Origin of the sequence: Nocardia sp. NPDC087230 (assembly GCF_044744725.1) — a bacterium.
GTDB classification, from domain to species: Bacteria; Actinomycetota; Actinomycetes; order Mycobacteriales; family Mycobacteriaceae; genus Nocardia; species Nocardia canadensis.
This window is the reverse complement of the sequence record NZ_JBIUYV010000002.1, coordinates 1,044,269-1,066,960: the sequence shown is the minus strand read 5'-3', so window position 1 is coordinate 1,066,960 and position 22,692 is coordinate 1,044,269. Positions and strand designations below refer to the sequence as shown.

21 protein-coding genes are annotated in these 22,692 nt (G+C 67.6%); 8 read left to right on the top strand and 13 right to left on the bottom strand.

Going from position 1 to position 22,692, the window contains the following annotated elements; genetic code table 11:
- Window positions 1–22 precede the first annotated feature (22 nt).
- The 8 genes from ACIO52_RS11150 to ACIO52_RS11115 are packed head-to-tail and all read right to left on the bottom strand — an operon-like array spanning window position 23 to window position 8,664.
- On the bottom strand, window positions 23–1,201 hold the full coding sequence (locus ACIO52_RS11150) for an MlaD family protein (protein ID WP_402643276.1): 1,179 nt from the start codon (window positions 1,199–1,201) through the stop codon (window positions 23–25).
- Window positions 1,198–2,289, bottom strand: coding sequence for an MCE family protein (locus ACIO52_RS11145; RefSeq protein ID WP_218722231.1), 1,092 nt, complete (start codon window positions 2,287–2,289; stop codon window positions 1,198–1,200). The genes ACIO52_RS11150 and ACIO52_RS11145 overlap by 4 nt, the downstream gene beginning before the upstream one ends.
- Window positions 2,290–2,297: 8 nt before the next feature.
- Entirely contained in the window at window positions 2,298–3,410 is a 1,113-nt protein-coding gene (locus tag ACIO52_RS11140; RefSeq protein ID WP_402643273.1) for an MCE family protein, read from the bottom strand.
- Window positions 3,407–4,402, bottom strand: a complete 996-nt coding sequence (locus tag ACIO52_RS11135; RefSeq protein ID WP_218722233.1) for an MCE family protein — start codon at window positions 4,400–4,402, stop codon at window positions 3,407–3,409. The genes ACIO52_RS11140 and ACIO52_RS11135 overlap by 4 nt, the downstream gene beginning before the upstream one ends.
- Window positions 4,399–5,424, bottom strand: coding sequence for an MCE family protein (locus ACIO52_RS11130; RefSeq protein ID WP_218722234.1), 1,026 nt, complete (start codon window positions 5,422–5,424; stop codon window positions 4,399–4,401). The genes ACIO52_RS11135 and ACIO52_RS11130 overlap by 4 nt, the downstream gene beginning before the upstream one ends.
- The gene (locus ACIO52_RS11125) at window positions 5,421–6,902 is read right to left on the bottom strand and encodes an MlaD family protein (RefSeq protein ID WP_218722235.1); all 1,482 of its coding nucleotides are present in this window, start codon (window positions 6,900–6,902) and stop codon (window positions 5,421–5,423) included. The genes ACIO52_RS11130 and ACIO52_RS11125 overlap by 4 nt, the downstream gene beginning before the upstream one ends.
- 40 nt (window positions 6,903–6,942) lie before the next feature.
- Entirely contained in the window at window positions 6,943–7,806 is an 864-nt protein-coding gene (locus tag ACIO52_RS11120; protein WP_218722236.1) for an ABC transporter permease, read from the bottom strand.
- Window positions 7,807–7,809: 3 nt separating this feature from the next.
- Window positions 7,810–8,664: an ABC transporter permease gene (locus tag ACIO52_RS11115; RefSeq protein WP_218722237.1), complete on the bottom strand. Its 855-nt coding sequence runs from the start codon at window positions 8,662–8,664 to the stop codon at window positions 7,810–7,812.
- 460 nt (window positions 8,665–9,124) lie between these two features.
- Between ACIO52_RS11115 and ACIO52_RS11110 the strand changes: the two genes are divergently transcribed.
- Window positions 9,125–9,799, top strand: coding sequence for a S1 family peptidase (locus ACIO52_RS11110; protein WP_218722238.1), 675 nt, complete (start codon window positions 9,125–9,127; stop codon window positions 9,797–9,799).
- A 63-nt stretch (window positions 9,800–9,862) separates the two neighbouring features.
- Here the strand turns inward: ACIO52_RS11110 and ACIO52_RS11105 are convergent, their stop codons facing one another.
- Complete coding sequence (locus ACIO52_RS11105; RefSeq protein WP_218722239.1) at window positions 9,863–11,329, bottom strand: MFS transporter; 1,467 nt, start codon at window positions 11,327–11,329, stop codon at window positions 9,863–9,865.
- A gap of 37 nt (window positions 11,330–11,366) precedes the next feature.
- Window positions 11,367–11,999 (bottom strand): hypothetical protein, encoded by a 633-nt coding sequence (locus ACIO52_RS11100; RefSeq protein ID WP_218722240.1) that lies wholly within the window; start codon window positions 11,997–11,999, stop codon window positions 11,367–11,369.
- A gap of 190 nt (window positions 12,000–12,189) precedes the next feature.
- On the opposite strand from ACIO52_RS11100, the gene ACIO52_RS11095 reads away from it, so the two are divergent.
- The 7 genes from ACIO52_RS11095 to ACIO52_RS11065 all read left to right on the top strand — a co-directional run bounded on the left by ACIO52_RS11095 (window position 12,190) and on the right by ACIO52_RS11065 (window position 20,399).
- A complete protein-coding gene (locus tag ACIO52_RS11095) occupies window positions 12,190–13,398 on the top strand; it encodes a serine hydrolase domain-containing protein (protein WP_218722278.1) in 1,209 nt (402 codons plus the stop codon).
- 44 nt (window positions 13,399–13,442) lie between these two features.
- Entirely contained in the window at window positions 13,443–14,786 is a 1,344-nt protein-coding gene (locus ACIO52_RS11090) for a cytochrome P450 (RefSeq protein WP_218722241.1), read from the top strand.
- Window positions 14,787–15,089: 303 nt separating this feature from the next.
- Window positions 15,090–15,974, top strand: a complete 885-nt coding sequence (locus ACIO52_RS11085; protein WP_374104933.1) for a L,D-transpeptidase — start codon at window positions 15,090–15,092, stop codon at window positions 15,972–15,974.
- Between the two features lie 123 nt (window positions 15,975–16,097).
- A complete protein-coding gene (locus ACIO52_RS11080; RefSeq protein ID WP_218722280.1) occupies window positions 16,098–17,048 on the top strand; it encodes a carbohydrate ABC transporter permease in 951 nt (316 codons plus the stop codon).
- Window positions 17,049–17,119: 71 nt separating this feature from the next.
- Entirely contained in the window at window positions 17,120–17,911 is a 792-nt protein-coding gene (locus ACIO52_RS11075) for a carbohydrate ABC transporter permease (protein ID WP_255588806.1), read from the top strand.
- A 20-nt stretch (window positions 17,912–17,931) separates the two neighbouring features.
- Entirely contained in the window at window positions 17,932–19,260 is a 1,329-nt protein-coding gene (locus ACIO52_RS11070) for an ABC transporter substrate-binding protein (protein ID WP_218722243.1), read from the top strand.
- A 62-nt stretch (window positions 19,261–19,322) separates the two neighbouring features.
- Window positions 19,323–20,399 carry a sn-glycerol-3-phosphate ABC transporter ATP-binding protein UgpC gene (locus ACIO52_RS11065; protein WP_342801350.1) on the top strand — a complete coding sequence of 359 codons (1,077 nt, stop codon included), beginning with the start codon at window positions 19,323–19,325 and terminating at the stop codon, window positions 20,397–20,399.
- A 9-nt stretch (window positions 20,400–20,408) separates the two neighbouring features.
- Here ACIO52_RS11065 and ACIO52_RS11060 read toward each other — a convergent pair whose 3' ends face one another.
- From ACIO52_RS11060 to ACIO52_RS11050, 3 genes are all read right to left on the bottom strand, one after another.
- Window positions 20,409–21,584 (bottom strand): Fic family protein, encoded by a 1,176-nt coding sequence (locus ACIO52_RS11060; protein WP_218722245.1) that lies wholly within the window; start codon window positions 21,582–21,584, stop codon window positions 20,409–20,411.
- Window positions 21,585–21,671: 87 nt separating this feature from the next.
- Window positions 21,672–22,481 carry an MBL fold metallo-hydrolase gene (locus ACIO52_RS11055; RefSeq protein ID WP_374104934.1) on the bottom strand — a complete coding sequence of 270 codons (810 nt, stop codon included), beginning with the start codon at window positions 22,479–22,481 and terminating at the stop codon, window positions 21,672–21,674.
- Complete coding sequence (locus ACIO52_RS11050) at window positions 22,453–22,653, bottom strand: hypothetical protein (protein WP_218722247.1); 201 nt, start codon at window positions 22,651–22,653, stop codon at window positions 22,453–22,455. The genes ACIO52_RS11055 and ACIO52_RS11050 overlap by 29 nt, the downstream gene beginning before the upstream one ends.
- Window positions 22,654–22,692 lie beyond the last annotated feature (39 nt).

The following is a 22,692-nucleotide window of genomic DNA, read 5'->3' as shown; positions in this document are numbered from 1 at the left end:
AGCGACCGAACCGGGCATCAACTCAGTTCACCGGGATGGGTGTCCGCTCGTTGGGATCGACGCCCGGCGGCATCTGCGCGCCGTTGTTGGGCACGTTCGGGCGCGGCGCGTTGGCCGAACCGCGGATCTGCTGATCGGCGGGCGGGTTCACGCAGTAGTTCCACTTCGGGATCGACCCGTCCTGGACTTCCTCGTTACGACGGTACTCCGTGGCGTAGTAGCACGTCGGCCGCGGCCAGATGTCGATGACGGTGTGGAACTCGCCGTCGTGGGCGGGCACCGCGATCGACTCCAGACCCAGCGCCAGCGACGGGAACAGCAGTCGCAGCGCCGGCTGACGCAGCTGCGCCGCCCTGGTGATGGCGACGAAGTTGGCCGCCAGACCTGTGATCGGATCGGCCGTCTTGTCCAGCACCGCGCCGAGCGCCTCGAACTGCGCGGGCGCGTTGTCGAGCACGCTCTGCAGTTCGGCGTTGGCGTTGTTGAACTGGGTCAGCAGCGCGCCCGAGTTGCGGGTCAGGGTCTGCAGATCCGGCTGCGCGTTGGAGGTGGTCTCGGCGATCACCCGCAGGTTGGCGATGAGGTTCACCGTCTGCGGCAGCAGGTTGTCCAGGCCGGCCACCACCAGGCTGACGCCGTTGATCAGGCCACGCAGCTGATCCGGACCGGCACCGAGCGCGGTGTCGAGCTCGGCCAGGATCGTCTTGAACTGCTGCGGGTTGACCTGGGCGATCATCGCGCTGGTGTCGTCGAGCACGGCCCACACCGGGGTGGGGGTCTTGATCTGCTCGGGGTTGAACTTGATCACCGCGCCGTCACCGAGGAACGGGCCGACATCGGTGTTCGGACGGAAGTCGATGTACTGCTCGCCCGCCGCCGACAGGGCCGCCACCTGGATCATGGTGTCGACCGGGATCTTGTAGCTCGTGTCGATCTGCGCCTTGGCGGCGATCGACTGGCCCTGGTCGATCAGCTCGACCGAGGTGACCTTGCCGATCCGGTGCCCGCGCAGGGTGACGTCGTTGCCCGGCTGCAGACCACCCGAGCGGTCCAGGTTGACCGTCACCGCGTACTCGGACCGCAGCGGGTTCACCCGCATGACGTTGACCAGCAGATAGGTGGCGCCGACGATCAGCACCACGACCAGGGCCGCGTTGGCGAGCAGGATCTTGTTACCGAAGAACTTCTTCGCCTTGCTCATCGGTGGCCTCCCACTCGGCCCTGAACGATCTGCAGCACCTGGATGAAGCTGCCGACGAAATCGTTCACGTCCTTCAGATCGGGGAACTTGCTGTTGGCCGGATCGGTGAGCAACCCGATGTCGAGGTTGGTCAGCGTCGCGTACGGCGCCAGCGACTTGCCCTGGAACGTGGCGTTCGCGCCGGGCCGGATCGCGTGCAGCTGATCGAGCACGTACCCGAAGTTGTCGCCGGAGGCCGCGAGCGCGGTCATCAGGTTGTCCAGGTTGGTGAGCAGCTCGGAGAGCTGATCGCCGGTGGTGTTGGAGTAGTCGCCGAGCGCGGCGCTGGCCGTGGCCACCTTGGTGAGCAGGTCACCGATCGCCTTGTTGTTCTCGGCGATCGCGCCGATGGCCTGCGGCAGCGTGTCGGCCACCTGACCCAGCTGGGTCTTGTTGTTCTCGATGGTGTTGGCGAGGGTGTTGAACTCGGTCAGCACCGTGTCGACCTTGGCGCTGTTGTTGTTCAGTTCGCCGATGACGCCGGTCATCTCGGTGATCAGGTGCGACAGGTTGCCGCCCTGCCCGTTGAGGATCGAGCCGAGTTCGGTGCCCAGCCGGCTGAGGCTGGCCACGCCGCCGCCGTTGAACAGCATCGACACCGAGATCAGCAGCTCTTCCACGGTGGCGCCCGCCGAGGTGTACTCGCGGGTGAGGGTGGCGCCGTCCGCCAGCGGCGGGCCCGCGGGCGCGCCGTTCTTCGGCTTGGACAGCGCGATGAACACGTCACCGAGCGGCGTCGCCTGACGCAGTTCGGCCGTGCTGCCCTGGGGCAGCTGGATGTCCTTGCTGATCTGCATATCGATCTTGGCTTGGAAGTTCTTGGTCGAGATGCCGGAGACCACCCCGACATCGGAACCACCGATCTTCACCTTCGCCTGATCGGGCAGGTTCAGCGCGTTGTCGAACTCCGCGTGGATCGTGTAGGTGTCGCCTTCGGCGCCCGGCTTGGGCAGCGGCAGATCCTCCACGGTGAATCCACACCCGGAGGTGATCGCCACCGTCGCCGTCGCGGCCGCGGCGACCAGCGCGCGGCGGGCTTTCATCGTCATACGTAGGGTCATTTCGTCAGTCCGAGCAGTGCGGCGGTGAGCCCGTAGTCGGGGCCGAAGTCCTGCATGTTCCCGGAGCGGCAGCCGTCGGACTTCATCTGGATCCGCTCGCAGAAGACGCTGACGACCTCGCCGGAGAGGGCGGTGCCGATCAGGCCGTGCAGGCGGACGAAGCGGCCTTCCTTGTTCATCGCGCCGTCGATGTTCTGCATCAGCAGCGGCACGATGTCGACGATCTCGACCATGGCGCCGGAGTTGGCGCGCAGCTGGTTGGTGACGTTGGTCAGCCCCGTCAGCGAGGTCGACAGCTCGTCGGCGTGCTCGCCGAACATCGTCGAGGTGTTGGCCAGGAAGGCGTTGAGCTGATCCAGCGTGGCCTGCAGGCCGGGGGCCTGCTCGGCCAGCAGGCCCGACATTGCGGTCACCCGATCGCTGAAGTCGCGCACCGACTGGTCGTTGTCGGCCAGCATCGTCGTCAGCTCGTTGAGCTTGATGATGATGTTGGAGATCGCGTCCTTGTTGTCGACACCGATCTTCAACGCGCTCGACAGCGCGTCGAGGGTTTCCCGGATCTTCTGGCCGTTGCCGTTGAGCACCGGGTAGAGCACCCGGCCCGAGAGCGGGCCGAGTCCTTCCTGACCGGGTTCGGGCTTGAGCGAGGCGGAGAACTGGTCGATGGTCTTGATCATCGTGTCCAGCTCGACCGGGGTCCTGGTGCGCGCCTTGGGCAGATGCTCACCGGACTTCATCGACTCACCGCCGGTGTAGGGCGGGGTGATCTCGATGTGGCGGTCGGTCACGATCGAGGGCGAGATGATCGCCGCGATCGCTTCCTTGGGGATCTTCACCCCGCCGTCGATGGTCATGTGGACCTCGACGTAGGTGCCCTTGGGAACGATCTTGTCGACCTTGCCGACGGCAAGGCCGAGGACCATGACGTCGTTGCCCTCGTACATGCCGGCGATGTTCTCGAAGTCGGCCGTGATCTTGGTCGACATGCCGAGCGCGTCGTTCACCTGATTGGGCAGCAGCGAGCAGCTGCCCAGGGTCAAGGCGGTGGCGCCGATCATCAGCGATCGGGCCAGCGTCTTGCCGCCGCGGAATCTCGAGGTCAGTTTCATCCTGCGCACCCCTGAATCACCTGAACGAAGCACAGCCAGTTGTCGGGGAACAGCCACGGCAGCGAGACGTCGCCGTAGTTGCCGTTGCCGAGCGCGTTGTTGAAGTAGCGCGCGGTCGGCTGCCCGATCTGCAGCAGTCGGTCGAGGTTTTCCTTGTTCTTCTGCAGACCCTCGGCCATGGTGTTGAGCTGACCGATGGTGCCGCCGAACTGATTGCCGTTCTCGGCGCCGATCTCCTCCAGCTGACGGGTCAGCGTGGCGATGTTGTCGAGCAGCTGCCGCAGCAGGTTCTGCCGCTCCATCACCCGGTTGGCGATGGCCTCGCCCTGGGTGATGACCAGCAGGATCGAGTTGCGGTTGTCGGCGAGCAGCTGAGTGACCCGGTTCAGATCCTTGAGCAGGCTGTCGACCTCGGTCTTGCGCCGGTCGACGACCTTGGCCAGCGCGCCGACGCTGTCGATCGCCTGCGCGACGAGCTGCGGCGAGTCACCGAGCTGGCTGTTGATCGTGTTGAGCGAGGCGGCCAGCTTCTTGGTGTCGAGTTCCTCGAACTTCGGCGTACCGACCTGCACGACATCGGCGATGTTGTACGGCACGTCGGTGTTGCTGCGCGGGATGGTCTTGCCCTCGAGCCCCGATCCGTCTCCCGGCTGCAGGTCGACGTAGCGCGCGCCGAGCAGCGTGGCCATCTTGATCGCGGCGTGCGCGTCGGGGCCGAACTTCAGCGACTTGTCGACATCGAGGGTGACCACCACGTGATCGCCCTCGATCTTGGCGCCGGTGACCGTGCCGACCTGCACGCCGGAGACCGCGACCTTGTCACCGGTCTTGATGCCGGCGGCCTGCACGAACTCCGCGTCGATCGACTGCCTGCCCAGCCCGATGAACTGGTAGACGGTGGAACCGACCAGCAACAGCACGATCACCAGCGAACCGATGACACCGAGCCAGAAATTGCGGTTGCCGAGGAAGGTCGTCTTGAGCTTGCTCATCTGCAGACCTCCGAGTGGGAGGTGCCACCGATCTGGCTGAACAGACCGCGCGGGAACAGGACCCCGTAGAGCGAGACGTCCAGGCTGCACAGGTAGGCGTTGGCGTGCGTGCCCTCGGAGGTCATCCGGCCCAGGTCGGCGAGCATCGACGGCATGTCGATCGCGGCCTGGTCGAGCTTGGCGCCGTTGGCCAGCAACAGGTTCAGCGCGGCGGTGGTCGAGTTCTGCGCCGCCGACAGCTTGGGCTGGATCTTGCCGACCATGCCGACCAGCGACGTGGTCGCGTCGGCCAGGGTGGCCGTGGACGCCTGCAGCGACTGACCCTGTTCGTAGAGCCCGCCGATCAGCGCCCGGGTCTGGGTCACCAGGGTCTCCAATTCATCCCCTCGCTTGGCCAACCCGGCCATCACACCGGACAGGTTGGTGATCACGTCGGACAGGATCGCGTCCCGACGCTGGAAATCGGTGGCCAGCTGCGCGGCCTGGATGATGAACGACGACAGCGAGACACCGTCACCCTGCAGCGCCTGGATCAGCGTCTCCGACATGGCGTTGACCTCAGCCGGCTCCAGCGCCTGGAACAGCGGCTGGAAACCGTTGAGCAGCGCGGAGATGTCGAACGAGGGCTCGGTGCGGTCGATCGGGATGACCGACCCGCTCTCGAGCTCCTGCGGGCTCGGCGCCGTGCCCGGGGTCAGCGCGACGTAGCGCTGACCGATCAGGTTCTGGTAGCGAACCAGGGCCTTGGTGTCGTCGAAGATCGTCTGGTCGCTCTGCACGATGAACGACACCTTGGCGTCGTTCTTGCCGTCGAGCTCGATCTTCTCGACCTTGCCGACGCGCACGCCGGCCATGCGGACGTCGTCGCCGGGCCGCAGGCCCAGGACATCGGTGAAGATCGCGGTGTACTTGCGGGTGTCTCCGTCGACCGTGCGCGCGAGCGTATTCCACACGACCACGATGACCAGCATGGAAACGATCGCGAAGATACTGAACCCGATCAGTGGCTTGCGGATGCTCATGCGCCACCCCCGTTTTCGGACACTTGCAGGGTTCCGCCCTTCAGAATCGGACCGAGCAGCAGGAATTCGGATGCCGTCGGCTTACGCCCCAGCAGTTGAGTCATCGCCGCTTCGCCCTGGTAGGAGATCGGCTTGGCCGCCGCCGGAGCCACCGCGGGCTGCGGTGCGTCGGCCGGGGCAGCGGGGCCCGCCGCCGGCGCGGGGGCGCCGCCACCGAGCAGACCCGGCAGACCCGGGATCTGGATCGACGGGACCAGGCCCTCGAGCGGCGTGCCGGCGAACGGCTTGACCTCGGTGCCGTTGGCGGTCTGCATCGGCGCGATGCCCGGCGTGGTGAGGCCGGGGATCGCGGGCATGCCCGGGATCGCGACCAGCGGGGGCAGCCCGGCGGCGGCGTCGAGCTTGCGCGGGCGCACGCTCTCCGGCATCGGCGGAATGCTGACCTCGGCGGGCGCGGTGAAGCAGCTCGGGCCGAGCAGCTCGCCGTAGCGCGGGCAGTCCGCGACGGTGTTCGGCTTGTACGGGGTGAACGTCAGACCCGCGTTCCAGACCATCTGCTTGGACGGACCGCCGTGCATGGTGCTGTTCAGCGCGGCCAGCGACGGACCGAAGACCTCGAAGGTCTTGGTGATCGAGCCCGGGTCGGCGGCCAGCGCGCCCAGGGTCGCGTTCATCCCGACGGTGACCTCCTTGCCGACATCCGGGTTGGTCGCGAACAGGTCGTTGACCTGGTCGGTGGTGGCACTCGCACCGGCCAGCAGCGCGATCAGCTGATCCCGCTTGGTGGCGATGGTGTTGGCGGTCTGCACCGAGCTGCCGAGCACATCGAGCAGTTCCGGCGCCGACTGGTTGAGCGCGTGCGCCGAGGCGGAGAAGTTGTCGAGCATGCCGCCCAGGTTCGGACCGGCGTCGGCGACGGTGGTCAGCCAGTGGTCGAGGCGCTGGATGGTGGAGCCGGGGACCCGGCCGCTGCCGTCGAGCGCCTGGGTCAGGGTGCCGAGCACCCGGCCCAGCTGCACCGGGTCGACCTCGTTGAGGATGTCGCGCACCGTGGTGAGCGTGTCCTGCAACGCGATCGTGCCCTGGCTGGTGTCCTCGGGGATCTGCGAGCCCTCGTGCAGGTACTGGTTGGACGCGCCGTTGAAGACCAGCTCCACCGAGGTGACGGCGAACAGGTTGCTCGGCACGACGCGGGCGGTGACGTTGGACGGGATGTCGCCGGCGAACTCGGGCTTGAGCTCGATGTTCACCTTCTGGGTCGCGCCCTTGTCGGTGATCTCGACGTCCTTGACGGCGCCGACGAGCACGCCGCGGAACTTCACGTCGGCATCCGAGGGGAGGCCGTCACCGGTGGTCGTCAGGTTGGCGGCCACATTGACCTTGGGCACGAAGTAGCCCTGGTACCTCGCCATCAGGAACCCGAGGATCACCGCGAAGACGATGACGCCACAGGTGCCGGCGATGTACAGCTGTTTCATCGTGGGACCGCGCCCACTGGGATCGATGATCATCGCGCGCCTACCCCGAGATCCTGATTCCGGGGTTGACGCCCCAGATCGCCAAAGTCATGAACAGGTCGGCGAACACGACCAGGATGATGCACATCTTGATCGCGCGGCCGGCCGCGACGCCGACGCCCTCGGGTCCGCCCGAGGCGAAGAAGCCGTAGTAGCACTGGATGAACGTCGTGATCATGACGAACACGACCGCCTTGAGCAGCGAGTACAGCACGTCGGTCGGTACCAGGAATTGGTAGAAGTAGTGCGAGTAGGTACCGGCCGCGGTGCCACCTATCAGCTGCACCGTGATCGAGCAGGACACGTAGGCCATCACCAGGCCGATGCAGTACAGCGGCACGATCGCGATGACCGCGGCCATCATCCGGGTGCTGACCAGGTAGGGCAGCGGGCGGATGGCGATCGAGTCGAGCGCGTCGATCTCCTCGGAGATGCGCATGGCGCCGAGCTGGGCGGTGAATCGACAGCCCGCCTGGGCCGCGAAGGCCAGGGCCGCCAGCAGCGGGCCGAGCTCGCGGGTGGTGGCGAAGGCCGAGATGGCGCCGGTGATCGGGCTCAGGCCGAGCAGGTTCAGCGAGGTGTGACCCTGGATGGCGACGGTCATGCCGCCGAAGGCGCTGATGATCAGGATGACGCCGATGGTGCCACCACCGACGACGATGTTGCCGTTACCCCAGGTGACGTCGGAGAGCAGCCGCCAGACTTCCTTCGGGTACTGCTTGAAGGCCAGCGGAATCGAGCCGACGGAACGCAGGAAGAAGAAGACCTGGTGTCCGAGCCGCGCGAGCAGGTCGACGGGCGCCTTGCCGACCGCCTTGAGCTGGCGCAGCGGCCGCAGCAGCGGAGGTACGTACGTTGATGACATGGCTCAGACCACCTGTGGGGGGAAGACTGCGGCGTAGATCTGCGTGATCGCCACGTTGACACCGAGCAGCATCACCATGGAGCTGACCACCGCCGAGTTCACCGCGTTGGCGACGCCACCGGGGCCGCCGCGGGCGTTGAGGCCGGAGTCGCAGGCGATGATCGCGGCGATGATGCCGAAGATCACCGACTTGAGCAGCGCCACCGCGAGGTCGCGGGTGACCGCGAACGAGGCGAAGGTGCTCATGTAGGAACCGGGGGTACCCGCCTGGGCGAAGATGTTGAACATGTAGCCGGTGATGAAGCCGACGAAGACGACGAAGCCGCAGAGCAGGAAGCTGACGATCATCGCGGCGCCGAGCCGGGGGGCGACCAGCCTGCGCAGCGGATCGACGCCCATCACCTTCATGGCGTCGATCTCTTCACGGATGGTGCGCGAGCCGAGGTCGGCGCAGACCGCCGAGCCGACCGCGCCGGCGATCATGATCGAGGTGACCAGTGGCGCGCCCTGCTGGATGATGCCGAGGCCGTTCGCCGCGCCGATGAACGAGGTCGCGCCGACCTGACCGGCGACCGCGCCGACCTGGATGGAGACGATCACCGCGATCGGGATGGCGACGAGCAGGGTGGGCGCCGCGGCGACATTGGCCATGAACGCGCACTGCCGCACGAACTCGTCGAAGGGGAAGCGGCGACGGAAGATCGCGACGATCAACTCCGTGATCGCTTCGAAACCCATCGTGATCTGTCGACCGAAGGTCTCGAGGGACTTCTTCGGATGGTCTTCCCAAAGGCCCTTGGTCCGGTCGACAGCTTCGCTGACTCGTGAACGGGCGGGTGGACTCTCGGTCGACTGCACTGCTATTACCCCTCTCGACGCCAGGTCATCAACACCCCGACGACTTGTTTGCTTGACGCACCTTACTACGGAGTAGCGCAGAACACACCACCGACATGTGAGCGCGGTCATAGACAGAGGTCACGGTCGAGAACGGCTATGAGTTCCGCCATGTCGGACCATACAGCCCACAATTGTGGGGGTATCGGCGATTGCTCCGGATGTCGTTTTCCCCATGGATTCCCAGTACTGGCGGTTGCGCCGAATAAATATTGCGGAAAACTGTCATTCATAACGAACCCCCCGGCCGAATACTCCGGAAGATCACAGAGCCCGGCAAAACTGGTCAATTGATCATTCCATTGATAGATATTCGCTATGGCAGTGACAGGCCCGGCGGGCGGGGCGCGCCCGGGACGGAATACAGGCACGATAGGCAGAGCGAATTGATATCGTGCGGGCTTCCGACGTCTGGAGGGACATGTTCACCACACTCGCCAAGGTGGCCAACGCCGCCTTCGCCGTCGCCCTCGGTGCAGCACTGCTCGGCACCGGCGCGGGCGCTTCGCAGGCTCAACCCGGCCCACCGGTGATCGGCGGCGGCTCCGGAATCGTCATCGACAGCATGTTCGAGTGCACCGTCACCACGGTCGGCTACGACGGCGCGGGCAGACTCGTCGGGCTGACCGCGGGCCACTGCGGCGACGCGGGATCCACCGTCACCGCCGAGGTGGACCGCGGCTACGGCGAGATCGGCCGGTTCGCCTACAGCAACCCCGATCTCGACTACGCGGTCATCGAGTTCACGCCGGGGCGGATCATCCCGGTCAACCGGATCGGCAACGTCACCATCACCGGCGTCGGCGGGCCCGCCCAGTTCCCGACGATCGTCTGCAAGGAAGGCCGGACCACCGGCAACACCTGCGGCATCACCTGGGGTGACGTCTTCCAGACCAATACCGAGACCTGGGCCCAGATGTGCGTGATCGAGGGCGACTCCGGCGCGCCGGTGGTCGTCGGCTCGACCCTGGTGGGCATGGTGAACGCCTACCTGGCCGTGGCCTGCTTCGGGCCCGAGGTCGGCACGAACATGAGCACGATCATGAACGACATCAACGCCCGCGGGGGCGTCGGCGCGGGGTTCCATCCGGTGTAGCGCAGCCGCTCGGATCGCCGGAAGTCGTGCGGGTCACGGGGATTGCGCTCCCCGTGGTCCGCACTATTTCTGTCCGAGGTATTTCTGTCCCAGGGGCGCGAGCGCCGGACCGTCGGCACCCGCGCAGTGCGGCAGGCAATCGACCCGATCGGGCTCCGGCGCGCGGCGCGGGACCCGCAGCAGCACACCCGCGACGACCGCCCCGACCAGCAGCAATGCCGCGCACCAGCGCATCGCGGTGTCGAAGCCCGCGGCGAAGGCGATCGGATCGTCGAACGCGCCGGACAATCCCGCCAGGCCCGGCAACGCCGCCACGGCCAGCAGCTGCGCGGTCCTGGCGACGGCGTTGTTGACCCCGGAGGCGATGCCGGCGTCGCCGGCGGGCACCGCGGCCAGCACCGCGCCGGTCAGCGGCGCGACCATGACCGAGAGCCCGAGCCCGAAGATCAGGACCCCCGGCAGCACATCGGTGAGGTAGTTCGCCTCGGCCCCGACCCGTTGCAGCGCGAACACCCCGCCCGCGGCCAGCAGCGGGCCCGCGGTCATCGGGATCCGCGGTCCGTGCCGCTGCGCCCAGCGCCCGGCCGGAGCGGACAGCACCAGCATCAGCACCGTCACCGGCAGACTCGCCGCGCCCGACGCCATCGGCGAGTATCCGGAGACCAGCTGCAGTTGCAGCACCAGCAGGAAGAAGACGCCACCCAGCGCGGCGTAGACGAAGAACGTCACCAGATTCGCCGCGGTGAACACCCGCGAACCGAACAGCGACGGCGGGACCAGCGGATTCGGGCTGCGCAGCTCGACGACCACGAACAGCGCCAGCGCCACCACCCCGACGCCGATCAGCACCGGGTACCCCTCGATCAGGCCCAGCGTCAGCGCCCCGAGCGCGATTGCGACGATCACCGCCCCCGGCACATCGATGCGCGACGGCGCGTCCGGATCACGGCTCTCCGGCACGAACCGGATCGCCACCACCGCGACGACCAGCGCCAGCGGCACGTTCAGCAGGAAGATCGCCCGCCAGCCGACCAGGTCGATGAGCCCGCCGCCGAGCAGCGGCCCGAACGCGCCCGCCACGCCACCCAGGCCCGACCACAGCCCGATCGCGCTGCCCTGGTCGTCCTTGTCGATCGACGCCGAGATCAGCGCGAGGCTGCCCGGGGTGAGCAGCGCCCCCGCCAGGCCTTGCAGCAGACGGGCGAGGACCAGCATCTCGATATTCACCGCGACCGCGCACAGCAGCGAGGTGACCGCGAATCCGGCCACGCCCCAGACGAACACGCGTTTGCGGCCGAGCTTGTCGCCGAGCGACCCGCCGAGCAGGATGAACGAGGCCAGGGTGAGGGTGTAGCCGTTGACGGTCCATTGCAGACCGGCGACGTCGGTGTGCAGGGATTCGCCGATGCGCGGCAACGCGACCGACACGACGGTGGCGTCCAGCGACGCCATCGAAGAGCCGAGGATGGTGGCGAGCAGGATCCACCGCCCCGTGGCCGAGTTCAGCCGAACCGTCTGGGTCGGGGGCACCTTCCCAAACTAGCCGTCGCGCTGGTCTTTCGCCGGACTACAGGCTCTGGACGCAGACCACGACTTTGCGCTCGGGGTACTTGAAGCCCGAGTCGGCCACGTCGGGGCAGTCGTCGACGCTGTCGGTGTTGTTCTTGATCGTGATGACCTTGACCGGCTCGGAACCGGACTCGCCGCAGTCGATCCGCTTGGGCTCGTCGCCGCCGACATCCATGCAGCCGCCGACCACCCAGTCGATGTCGAGGCACAGCGCGCCGGTCTCGATGCCGTTGAGGGTCTCGGCGTAGAAGTTGTCGCGGTCGCTGACGCAGCCGGTGCTGTTCTTGGCCTTGCCGATGACCTTGTAGTTCGACGAGCGGCTGCCGCACGACGCCTTGTCGATGGTGGCGTCGTCGACGGTGCCGCCGAGCGAGACGCAGTCGCCGATGTTGGCCTGGAAGTCGGTGCTGCCGCCCCGGGTCGAGGTCTGGGCCGGCTTGCTGGCGGTCGGCTTGCCCGTGGTGGGTTTGCCGGGCTTGGTGGTGGGGCCGGCGCTGCTGGTCGCCGGGACGACATCGATCGCGGGCTGCGCGTGGCCGTCGATGGTGCCACCGCACCCACTCGCGACGAAGGCGGTCACCGTGATGGCGACCGCGCCGACGAGCCGGCCGATGGACAGGTCTGCAAACACCTACTGTGAATACACCACCGGAGCCACCGGCGTCGACTCCATCCCGATGGTCGGGGCGCTGGGTTACCCTTGGGATTCCGGCCCCCGGCCGTACCTGCATCAGGAGGTGAACCCGATGGTGGCAGCAACGGCGGGAGATTTCGGCCCCCTGACCCGGCCCGGCGGCACGCCGATCACGGCACCGCGCCAAATGCTGGTCGATCCCCGATTCATCCGGCTGGCCGACCATTTCTTCGGTCTCTTCCCGCAGCCCAGCCGCGGTGGCGGCGCGCTGGCCATCTACCTGGACGGCAGGCCCGTCGTCGACATCTGGGCGGGCTGGGCCGCCAAGGACCAGCGCTGGAACGGCGAGAACGTCGCGCTCACCTTCTCCACCGGCAAGGGCGTCGCGGCGACGGTCGTGCACCGGCTGGCCGAGCGCGGGCTGATCGACTACGAGGCGCCGGTCGCCCGGTACTGGCCGGAGTTCGCCGCGCACGGCAAGCACGACATCACCGTGCGCGATGTGCTCTCACACCGCGCCGGCCTGCACCGGGTGCGCGGGCTGGTGCCGGGACGCGAGGGGATCCTCGACTACGACAAGGTGGTCACCGCGCTGGCGGAGAGCCCGGCCGACCCCCGTCGTATCCGCACCTCGGGCTATCACGCGATCACCTTCGGCTGGCTGGTCGCCGAGATCGTGCAGCGGGTGACCGGTGAATCGTTCACCACGGTGCTCGAGCGAGAAGTGGCCCAGCCGCTGGGAACCGACGAGTTCTGGTTCCAGGTGCCCGCCGCCCAGCGGCACCGCATCGCCAAGATCTTCCCGCACCTGGCGCCGCCGGGCATCCGGTGGAATACCGCGTCCTCGGTGCTGTCGTGGGTGCGGCCCGCGCGCGGACTGGCCGAGGCGGGCATGCCGGAGAGCTTCGACGAGCTGGTGCGTGACCCGCGCGTGCACGACGCGGTCATGCCGGGTTGGAACGGCGTCTTCTCGGCCAGGGCGTTGGCCAGGATGTACGGCGCGCTGGCCAACGGTGGCGCGGTGTACGCGGGCGACGCCGCACCCCGGCCGCCGCGCGGCAACCCGGCGGTGCAATTCCTGCGGCCGGAGACGATCGAGCTGGTCAACCGGACCCAGCAGACCGACAGCCGCGACTACGTCCTCGGTCTGCCGCTGCACTTCACGCTCGGCTATCACCGCCCGGTGCTGATGACCAAGCAGCAGCCACGACATGCGTTCGGCCACTACGGGATCGGCGGTTCCGGCGCCTACGCCGATCCCGACCTGCGGATGTCGATCGCGTTCGTCACCAACCGGCTGGGCAACTCCTTCACCGCGCTCGGTGACGCGCGCCTGGCCAAGCTGTCGGCGATCGCGCAGGGCACGGTGCGCCGGCTGCGGGCCGGGCCGACCTAGGTGCCGGTTCGAACCAGCCGTCGGCGCGCGCCGTAGTAACGGACATGACAGCGCTGCGCCCGCCCCCGGCGACACCACGCTGGTCGCTGCTGCACGGACTGGCCGCGGGCCGGGATTTCGAGGGTTACCTGCGGCGACGCGCGGCCCACAGTGATCCGTTCGCGGTCGGCTTCCCAGGCTTCCCGCCGGTGCTGTTCACCGGGACGGCCGAGGGCGCGCGCGAATTGTTCCGCGCGCCCGCGCCGCTGCTGGAGCCGCCGCGGCCCAATCCGATCGAACCGATGGTCGGCGCGGCCTCGCTGATCCTGAGCTCCGGCGCCCGTCATCGCACCGATCGCGCCCTGCTGGCGCCCGCGCTGCACGGTCCGCGCGTGCGGGCGCTGGCCGGGGTGATTCGCGCGGCGACCCTGCGCGAAATCGAAACCGGTTGCGGCACGGCGGGTTCCTGGCAGGTGGGCGGCCGGATCGATGCGCTTGCCGCGGCGCGCTCCATGACCCTGCGGGTCATCCTGGCGGCGGTCTTCGGCACCGAGCTCGACCGCGAGCCCGAATACGCCGGTGCCGTCACCGATTTCCTCGCGGCCTTCACCACGCCGTTGCTGGTGGCGCCCGTCTTACGCCGTGGCATGGGCGGATTCGGGCCGTGGGAGCGCTTCGTCGCCACCCGCGCGGCACTGGACCGGGTGATCCTGGCCGATATCGCCCGGCGGCGCCGCGACGGTCCTGGCTCCGGCGACCTGCTCGATCTGCTTCTGGCCACCCGCTACGACGACGGCAGCGCCCTCACCGATGCGCAACTGTGCGAACACCTGCGGACCCTGCTCGTCGCCGGTCACGAGACTACGGCCACCACCCTGACCTGGGCGCTGTATCACCTGCATCGCGAGCCGGGCCTGCTCGACCGGGTCACCGCCGAACTGGCGGCCGCGGGCGCGGACCCCGCCGATCTCGCCGCGCTGCCGCTGCTCGGCGCGGTCTGCCAGGAAACACTGCGCCTGCATCCGCCGGTCCCCATCGTGCTGCGCACGCTCCGGGAGCCGCTGCGGTGGCGCGGGGTGGACGTGGCGGCCGGGCAGACGATCGGGCTCGCCGTCGGCGTGCTGCACAGCGACTCGTCGGCCTGGCCCGCGCCCCGGCTGTTCCACCCCGACCGGTTCCTCGACCGCAAGGTCTCGCCGTTCGAGTTCGCTCCGTTCGGCGGCGGCCACCGCCGCTGTATCGGCGCCACGCTGGCCGAACACGAACTCCGCATCGTGCTGGCAACCGTGCTGACCACGGTCCGGTTGTCCCTGGACCCCGGCCTGGCGCTGGGTGCGCGGCCACGCGCCGTACCCCGAAATCTCGCGACGGCGCCGGATCGAGCGATCCACTTCACACGGACCGGGTGATTTCGGTCACTTCACGTTTGGAGCTCACACGCCTGTACTTCGACCCGGCCCGAGATCACCGCCGCCGACTCGCCGACGTGAGCGCGGCGTTTGACGAAAGCCCGTGTATAACAGCGCGTTATGTGACCTGGCGCACAGAGTTGCCGATCCGTGATCGCCCGGCGGCGCGGCTGGCACGTTGTCACCCCGGACGGGTAGGAATGGACGGTCAGGGTCGGGGCGTCGTTACCCCGTGGAGACCCGTTGCGGACTCCGCGTCAATCACGAAGATCTCGCGCCGCCGCAGGCGGAACGAGAGATGGAATGGACGAGAAACCTATGCACTACGAGGCAAATATGCAGCAATCGCGCTGGCTTCGCCGGGGTCTGCTGCTGTCGGCGGCAGTCGCGGCGGCGGGCGCTTTGATCGTCATGCCCGCGCAGGCACAGCCGACCCTCCCGGGCTCCGGTTCCAGCCAGCCCGCGGTGAACGAGCCCGCGCCGCAGGCGCCGTTCGCCCCGCCGAACATCAACATCGCCGACGGCGAGACCGTCGGCGTCGCGCAGCCGATCATCATCACCTTCAAGGAGCCGGTCGGCGACCGCGCCGCCGCCGAGAAGGCCATCAAGGTCACCTCGAGCCAGCCCGCGCCCGGCCACTTCTACTGGACCGGCGACAAGCAGGTGCGCTGGAAGCCCAACGAGTTCTGGCCCGCCAACACCGACGTCAACGTCGTGGCCGGCGGCACCACCAGCTCGTTCCGCATCGGTGACGCGTTCATCGCCAGCGTCGACGACAACACCAAGATGATCACCGTGACGGTGAACGGTGAGGTCGTCAAGGAGATGCCGACCTCGCTCGGCAAGCCGGGCCACGAGACCCCGAACGGCACCTACATCGTGGGCGAGCGGTTCGAGAAGATGGTCATGGACTCCTCCACCTACGGCGTCCCGGTCACCGATCCCGAGGGCTACAAGCTCGAGGTCGAGTACGCGACCCGCATCTCCAACAGCGGCATCTTCGTGCACGCCGCGCCGTGGTCGGTCGCCCAGCAGGGCTACTCCAACGCCAGCCACGGCTGCCTGAACGTGAGCACCGAGAACGCCAAGTGGTTCCTGGAGAACTCGCGCAAGGGCGACGCCGTCGTCATCACCAACACCCAGGGCGGCACCCTGAGTTCCGGTGACGGACTGGGCGACTGGAACTGATTCGCTGAACAAAAGCCGAACAATACGATCAATCGCGATCGTGTTGTTCGGCTTTTTGCTGTACTCGCCCTTGTGCGCCCGATGTTCAGAGAGACGGCGGCCAGGGTTAACCGACAGTTCGCCATGCGCCGTAAAACTGCCGCGGTGCGAAGCAGTCCAGAGCGGGTCCTCCCCGCACCACGAGGCCGCGGGCTGAAAAACCGCCCGTGGCAGGACTATGCGCTGTTCCTGGTCCTGGTCGTGCCGAATCTGGTGCTGCTGACGCTGTTCGTTTACCGGCCGCTGGCGGACAACATCCGGCTGTCGTTCACCGACTGGAACATCGCGGATCCCGTTGCCACCCCGATCGGTTTCGACAACTACGTCGAGTGGTGGGGGCGCGAGGATTCCTGGAAGGTCGTCTCCAACACGGTGATCTTCACCGTCGCCGCGGTCGCGGTGAGTATGGCGCTCGGCCTCGCGCTGGCGCTGCTGCTGGACCGAAAACTGTTCGGCCGCAATGTGGTTCGTTCGGCCATTTTCGCGCCTTTCGTGATTTCCGGCGCGGCGATCGGCGTGGCTTTCCAATTCATCTTCGATCCGAGTTTCGGTCTGGTACAAGACGTCCTGCATCGCGTCGGTGTGGACAAGGTGCCGGATTTCTACCAGGACCCGCACTGGGCCCTGTTCATGGTGACGATCACTTACATCTGGAAGAACCTCGGCTATACCTTCGTCATCTATCTGGCCGCGCTCCAGGGCGTGCGCGCCGAGTTGCTGGAAGCCGCCGAAATGGATGGCGCGAGCCGGTGGACGACATTCACCAAAGTGCTTCTGCCACAACTTCGTCCGACGACCTTCTTCCTGTCGATCACGGTATTGCTGAACTCGCTGCAAGTCTTCGACATCATCAATGTGATGACCCGCGGCGGGCCGCTGGGCAACGGCACGACGACCATGGTGTTCCAGGTGTACGAGGAATCGTTCCGCAATTTCCGGGCCGGCTACGGCGCCACCGTCGCGACCATCATGTTCGTGGTGCTGCTGGTGGTCACGCTGATCCAGGTGCGCGTCATGGATCGAGGCGATCGGTGAAACACGTAGGCCCGCAGACACTGTCGTACCGGCGCCGCGAACGCGCCGTCACCGCGCTCGGTTACGCCGCGATGGCGTGCGTGCTGATCCTGGTCGGCGTGCCGCTGTTCTGGATCCTGATCACCTCGCTCAAGGATCGCGCCGACATCTACACCCAGCCCGCGGTGTACTGGCCGCACAGCTGGCATCCGGAGAACTACGGCGAGGCCACCACGACGGTGCCGTTCTGGACCTTCCTGCGCAACTCGCTGATCGTCACCGGCGTGGTGTCGGCGGTGAAGTTCGCGCTCGGCGTGTTCAGCGCCTACGGCCTGGTGTTCCTGCGTTTCCCCGGCAAGAACATCGTGTTCCTGGTGATCATCGCGGCGCTGATGGTGCCCAACCAGATCACCGTCATCTCCAACTACGCGCTGATCGCGCAGCTGGGCTGGCGCAACACTTTCCAGGGCATCATCATCCCGCTGTGCGGCGTCGCGTTCGGCACGTTCCTGATGCGCAACCACTTCCTGTCACTGCCCGGTGAGGTCATCGAGGCGGCGCGGATGGACGGCGCGAACTGGTGGCGGCTGCTGACCAGGGTGGTGCTGCCGATGTCGGGTCCGACGATGGTGGCGTTCGCGGTGGTCACGCTGGTCAACGAGTGGAACGAGTACCTCTGGCCGTTCCTGATGGCCGACTCCGCCGAGGTCGCCACGCTGCCGGTGGGGCTGACCCTGCTGCAGAACACCGAGAACCCGTCGGTCACCAACTGGGGGCCGGTGATGGCGGGCACCGTGCTGACGATGCTGCCGATCCTCATCGTGTTCCTCGCGCTGCAACGTCACATGATCAAAGGCCTCACCTCCGGTGCGGTCAAGGGTTGATTCTCGAACAGGAGATCCACGTGTCCAGTCAACGATTCCCGGCGCTGAGCCGCCGCGGCTTCCTCGGCCTCACCGGCGCGGCCGCCGCGGGTCTGGCGCTCACCGCCTGCGCGGGCACCGGCGGCGGATCCGGTGACGGCGGCGACGCCAAGACCATCACCTTCTGGTCCAACCACCCCGGCACCTCCAAGGAGCTGGAGCTGGAGCTGATCAACCGGTTCCAGGCGAAGTACCCGGACCTGACGGTCAACCTGGTCGACGCGGGCAAGAACTACGAGGAGGTGGCGCAGAAGTTCAACGCCGCGCTCACCGGTGGTGACCTGCCCGACGTGGTCGTGCTCTCCGATGTCTGGTGGTTCAACTACGCGCTGACCAAGGCGATCGAGCCACTGGACAGCCACTTCGGCGCCGCGGGCGTGCAGCTGGGCGACTACGTCGACTCGCTCGCCGCCGACTACCTGTTCGACGGGAAGCACTACGCGCTGCCGTACGCCCGCTCGACCCCGCTGTTCTACTACAACAAGGACGTGTGGGCGAAGGCCGGTCTGCCCGACCGCGGCCCGAACTCCTGGCAGGAATTCGACGAGTGGGGCCCCAAGCTCCAGTCCGTCGTCGGCGCCGACAAGTTCGCGCACGCCTGGGGCGACGCCAAGAACTACCTCGGCTGGACCTTCCAGGGCCCGAACTGGACCTTCGGCGGCGCCTACTCCGATCAGTGGAAGCTGAAGTTCACCGATCCGGGCTCGATCGCGGCGGCCACCTACCTGCGCGATTCGATCAATGTGAAGAAGTACGCGGCGATCCGTCCGCAGATCGCGGTCGACTTCGGCACCGGCGTGGCCGCCTCGACGATCGCCTCCACCGGCGATCTCAAGGGCATCAAGAAGAACGCCGACGGCAAGTTCGAGGTGGGCACCGCGTTCCTGCCGCACCCGAACGGCCCCGGCGTCACCACCGGCGGCGCAGGCCTGGCGATTCCGTCGCGGATCTCGGACGCGCGCAAGACCAACGCGCTCAAGTTCATCGAGTTCGTCACCAACGCGGCCAACACCGCGTACTTCTCGCAGAACACCGGATACATGCCGGTGCGCAAGTCGGCGGTGACCGACCCGTCCGAGGTGGACTTCCTGGCCAAGAACCCGAACTCGAAGGTCGCCATCGACCAGCTGTCGGTGACCAAGTCCCAGGACTACGCCCGCGTGTTCGTGCCCGGCGCCGACCAGATCATCGGCACCGGCTACGAGCAGATCGGTCTGCAGAACGCCGATCCCGCCACGGTTCTGGCGAAGGTCGCCGCCGACGTGCAGGCGATCATCGACCGGCAGATCACGCCCAAGCTGCCGAAGTAGTCACCCCGTGGGCCGGTGGTCGTGGCGACCACCGGCCCGCCTCGTTCCCAGGAGAATCCCCCATGGCGACAGTGCAGTTCGACGGTGTCACGCACCGCTATCCCGGCGCCGACACCCCCGCTGTCGACGCACTCGATCTCGACATCGCCGACGGCGAGTTCCTCGTGCTGGTCGGGCCGTCGGGCTGCGGCAAGTCGACCAGCCTGCGCATGCTGGCCGGCCTCGAGTCGGTCGAGGAGGGGACCATTCGCATCGGCGAGCGCGACGTCACCGGACTGCCACCGCGCGCCCGCGACGTGGCGATGGTGTTCCAGAGCTACGCGCTCTACCCGAACATGACCGTCGCCGAGAACATGGGCTTCGCCCTGCGCAACGCGGGAATGAGCAAGGCCGACACCCTCGTTCGGGTCAAGGAGGCGGCCGCCATGCTCGAGCTCGAGCCGCTGCTCGACCGCAAGCCCGCCAAGCTCTCGGGCGGTCAGCGCCAGCGGGTCGCCATGGGCCGCGCGATCGTGCGCCGCCCGCAGGTCTTCTGCATGGACGAGCCGCTGTCCAACCTCGACGCCAAACTGCGGGTGAGCACCCGCTCCCAGATCGCCGCGCTGCAACAGCGACTCGGCACCACCACGGTCTACGTCACCCACGACCAGGTCGAGGCGATGACCATGGGTCACCGCGTCGCGGTCCTGCGCGACGGGACGCTCCAGCAGATCGCCTCCCCTCGCCACCTCTACGACGACCCGGTGAACACCTTCGTCGCCGGCTTCATCGGCTCACCGGGCATGAACCTGCTCGAGGCGCCGGTGGTCGACGGCGCGGCGGTCCTGGACGGCCTGCGAATCCCAGTGCCCCGCAGCGTCTCCGGTGCCAGGGTGGTTCTCGGTATCCGTCCCGAGGCGTGGGAGGTCACCACCGACCCGTCGGGTATCACCGTCGTCGCCGAGCTCCTCGAAGAACTCGGCGCCGAATCCTTCGTCTACACCCACGGCGCCGGCACCGACTGGTCCACCCGCTCCGGCAAGATCGTCGTCCGCGTCGACCGCCGGTTCCGGACCACCCTCGGCGAAACCCTGCACCTGCGACCGAAACTCGACGAGATCTTCTTCTTCGACGCCGACCAGGGCAATCGCGTGCGCTGACGGCGCACGCTACGACAGACCCGCCGTGGTCCGGCGGCCGATCGCCGCGTCGAGGGCGCCGAGTTCGGCGAAGACGTCGGTGGCCGCCCAGATGCGGTTGCGGGTGGAGTCGGAGACGACTTCGAGGATGCCGCGGTCGACGAGTCGTTCGAGGGCGCGATAGGTCGCCGAGTCCGTCGTCGCGGTGAGGCGGTTCGCGACCGCGATCGTGAGGATCGGGTGCTCGAGCAGGTTCGCGAGCAGGGCCTCGTCGGCGGAGCCGCCGCGTGGACGGGCACGGTCGCGCCAGCGTTGGGGGAGCGCGGCCAGGGCGCGGGCGGAGTCGATGGCGGCCTCGCTGGCATACACCGCCGCGAGCGCCAGGTACACGACGAACTCGTCGGCGGCACCGCCCCGGTAGGCATCCAGCTGGGCGAAATAGCGCGAGGTGTCGGCGAGCATGACCGAGGAGAAGGGAACTGTCACCCGGTCGGTCAGCCCCCGCCTGCGCAGAATCGCGCTCACCAGCGCGCGGCCGATCCGGCCGTTGCCGCTGACGAACGGGTGGATCGAGACGAACTGCGCGTGCGCGATCGCGGCCTGCACGAGAATCGGCAGGTCGGTGCGCGCGACGAAAGCCAGCAGATCGGCGACCAACTCGGGCACGAGCTCCGGCGGCGGTGGCACGTACAGCGCGTGGAGCGGCGTGTAATCGCTGCCGCCGATCCAGGTCTGCACCGTGCGGAAACGGCCCGCCTTCTCCCACTCCGGCGCGATCAGCACCCGGTGGGCGCTGAGCAGGCTCGCCTCGGTGATCTGTCCGGTCGCCGCGGCGTCGACCAGGCCCGCGAGGCCGCGCACAGCACTGACTTGCGACGCCGCCTCGGCGCGGGTCGACGCGCCACCGAAGGCTTTGCCGAAAGCTCGCCAGCCCGCGTCGATGTGCTCGATGCGCGAGGACGCGACCGCCTCGGCGCGCAGCAGGAATTCGCGCAGCGACGTCGAGTACTGGCCCTGACCCGCTTCGAGATGGGTCACCGCGATCAGCGCGGCCTCACTCGCGGATGTCGTTCTCCTGGAGTCGAACTCGAGTTCGGCGATGCGCGGCGGGATCGACACCGCCACCCACTCGGGCACGGGCCCGGCCCGTGATCCGTCGTGCGCCGCCCACGGTCGCTGCTCGACATGATGAGCGGGCCAATTCATCTGCTCTTACTGTACTTTCACTATCGAAAACGCGACTTGCTCGGTGGCTATTCGCATTTACTGGCTCAGATGCCACTGATGAGTCGACTACTCGCTGTTGGCAGTTCCGGACCGGACGGCTGTCGCGCGGGCTCGAGCGACGGCTTCGGCCACACCACCGGTGAAGGGGAGTCCGTGGCCCGGCAGAACCAGATCGGCCGGAACGGACTCGAGCGCGGCGAGTGCCGCCAGGGTGTCGGGGACGGAGTGATGGAAGAAGCTCGGGAGTAGCTGGGGCCCTTGGATTCTCGAGGTCGGGTGCGCGGTGACCAGGGAGTCGCCGGTGGCGACGGCGCCGGCCGCGGGCAGCTGGAAGGCCGAATGGCCCGAGGTGTGGCCGGGACAGGCGATCGGGATCGGGTTGCCGGGGAAGTCCAGCGCGCCGGCGGTGGGGAAGGGCTGGATGTGGGCGACGGTGTTCTTGCGCAGACCACCCGCCGCGGTGATCCGTGCGGCCCACGCGATCGTGCTCCGATCGGTGAGCCGTTTGATCACGTCCAGGGGCGTGGCCGACTCATGGCATTCCCCCCGTGCGTGCCGCACCTCGACCGCACTGGTGTACGCGGGAATCCCGTAGCGCCGGTGCAGATGATTCAGCGCCCCCACATGATCGAGATGGGCATGGGTCAGCAACACCGCGACGATGTCCTCGGGCCGATGCCCGAGCTCACGCACCGCCTGCTCGATGACCCCGGCATCACCGAGCCAGCCGGCATCGATCAGCGTGAGCGCCGACCCCTCCCGCAGCAGAACCATATTCACATCGGTCCCACGAATCACGAACGTATCGTCAGCGACCTGCTTCCAGCGCACCCCACTACCGTAGCGATCAAACAACCCGTCCGCCGACGAGCCCATCGAGCTCGATGGTCAGTGGGCACGGGTCGGTCAACGTCACCGACCCGGTCGCCCTCGGCGTAATGCGATATTCGCCGCGCACCGCGGATTCACCAGAAGTCGCGATCTCGATAGCCACCTGGATCTGCTCGGCACGCAGCCGAGTTCGGTCGCCGACCTCGGAGCCGACCACCACTACGTCCGGCACTCGCCGCGGCGAACGCGCCTGTGA